This window comes from Ignavibacteria bacterium, from assembly GCA_016873845.1.
GTDB lineage: Bacteria > Bacteroidota > Ignavibacteria > Ch128b > Ch128b > JAHJVF01.
The window spans coordinates 1-2,009 of record VGVX01000149.1 but is presented as its reverse complement, the minus strand read 5'-3'; the positions used below and the strand labels follow the sequence as shown (position 1 = coordinate 2,009).

3 protein-coding genes are annotated in these 2,009 nt (G+C 32.9%); all 3 read left to right on the top strand.

What is annotated here, in order from left to right; all coding sequences use genetic code 11:
- Positions 1 to 469, top strand: a 469-nt coding sequence (locus FJ213_13425) for a hypothetical protein (protein ID MBM4177153.1), incomplete at its 5' end; no start/stop codon positions are given.
- A 102-nt stretch (positions 470 to 571) separates the two neighbouring features.
- On the top strand, positions 572 to 856 hold the full coding sequence (locus tag FJ213_13420; protein MBM4177152.1) for a hypothetical protein: 285 nt from the start codon (positions 572 to 574) through the stop codon (positions 854 to 856).
- A 170-nt stretch (positions 857 to 1,026) separates the two neighbouring features.
- Complete coding sequence (cas6, locus tag FJ213_13415) at positions 1,027 to 1,824, top strand: CRISPR-associated endoribonuclease Cas6 (protein ID MBM4177151.1); 798 nt, start codon at positions 1,027 to 1,029, stop codon at positions 1,822 to 1,824.
- Positions 1,825 to 2,009: the final 185 nt, after the last annotated feature.

Sequence of the window (2,009 nt, the reverse complement as noted above, 5' to 3'; positions counted from 1 at the left end):
AAGTATAACTATGATCCCGTGGTTAAGAATTGATCCAGCCGTCAATTTATTTCATAATAATATCAGCGGCGAAATATTGAAGAAGAATGTCGATAACAGTACGTTTTCATGGACTGCCAGATTGATCACAACTTTCATTCTCGGAGCTGATACGAGAATACAACTGATGTCGAATTATATAGGTAAACAAATTACGGCTCAAGGAGAAATCAAGCCATTCTTAATGCTCAGTGCGAATATCCGCAGAGAATTTTTTGACAAAAAATTATCGGTGACACTTCAAGCACAGAATCTATTTAAGACATTAAAGTTCGATGTCGATTTCAAGAGTGATAATTTTAAAACTTTTGCTCTTGTTACTCCGGAATCTCCAGTCTTTTATCTCACACTCAGTTATTCAATAAACAATTTTAAGCGTTCTACCCGCGCTCCAGAAAAAGTTGATCTGAACGTGAACGAAGGGTTATAATAAAAAATTGATTTGGATTAAAGCCGATTGAGTCATCATCAATCGGCTTTTACATTTTAAAGGGTAAATCTTAGAACCAATTGGTAAGCCAAACGAAGTTCCGTGAAGTGGAATGTAGTTTGGCGGAGTGCGAGATCTGAATTGGGGGATTTTTACAATTTTAATCCACATCTCAAAAATATTAATTACGAATGGCAAATACTTCCCATAAATCAATTTAACCGGAACAAATACTGTAATTACAAATCGAAAGGGAAAATTGATAAAGAGAGTTCAAGTCCCCATGATCTGTTCAATCTGATTACAGATAAAGCAAAAGGTTATGAGATAAACAGAAGAGCATATTTAGAAAAGCTCGCCGGGGATTTGGATTTATTATTTGTATAAAGAAATTGAAAGGTAAATAGCATTCTTGCATCTTTTTGAGATTTTGTATAATTTACTTCAGCAATCAAAGTAACGTAAGTAATTGGAAACTATTTGCGGGTGATTATATCAGATTACTTTGATTATGGGAAGCAGAATAAAGCATAATTCATAAATAAAAGTATTTTAAGATGAGGCTTAAATTTTTTCTGCGTGCGGTAACTCCAAATTCTGTTATACCGATTAATTATTATTATCATTTTTCCTCCGCTATCTACCTTTTATTAAGGTTTGGCTCAGAAGAGTTTGCTAAGTTTTTGCATGATATCGGTTTCACAGTTCCAGGCAAAAAGAAAAATTTCAAACTATTTGCTTTTGCAGTCGAATTTAAAAGGATAACCATAAATCAAAATCTTATAAACTTAGTTGAACCTGAAGTATTCCTTACAATTTCCTCACCTATAATTGAACCTTTTGTAAAAAACTTTATTATTGGAGTATTCACCAAACAAAATATCTTTATAAACTTTGAAGACTTATCTACAAAATTTAACATTCTTCAAGTTGAGAAATTATCAGAACCAATATTCAAAGACGAAATGATTTTTAATACTTTATCGCCCATTACGCTTTCCAAACCAATTGATAAAAATGGCAAGCCCTTTCCTTACTATCTCAGATATGATGATCCTGAATTATCACAATTCATGAAAAGTAATTTGCTGGATAAATACAAAGTGGTTCACAATAAACAACTAGAAGTTGATGATTTCACTTTTGAATTTGATAAGGATGAAATTGAACGGAAGAAAGGAAAAGTTTCTAAGCTGATCACAATTGCGGAACGCTCCCTTGAGGAGACCAAAATAAAAGCAATAAAATGCGACTTTAAAATCAAAACTCATCCTGAATTGATTAAAATTGGATATGAATGCGGCTTCGGGGCAAAGAATTCCATGGGTTTTGGATTGGTAAAGGCGGCTAAATAGAAATGTTTTCGAAATGTTTCTATACTTTGCTAAATAGTTCATAAGTATATTTTTGTAGTAGAAAATGAAAGCTGTAAAAAATGTATTCAAATGAAGAAAAAACACTAATCCTTGGCGCACTCTTCCACGACATAGGGAAGTTTCAACAGAGATGTACAGGCAATCCCGGTAAGAAATTCCATCAA

Bases quoted from the DNA above. Each gene is read 5' to 3' on its own strand.
- cas6 (MBM4177151.1), top strand. From the start codon at position 1,027: ATGAGGCTTAAATTTTTTCTGCGTGCGGTAACTCCAAATTCTGTTATA.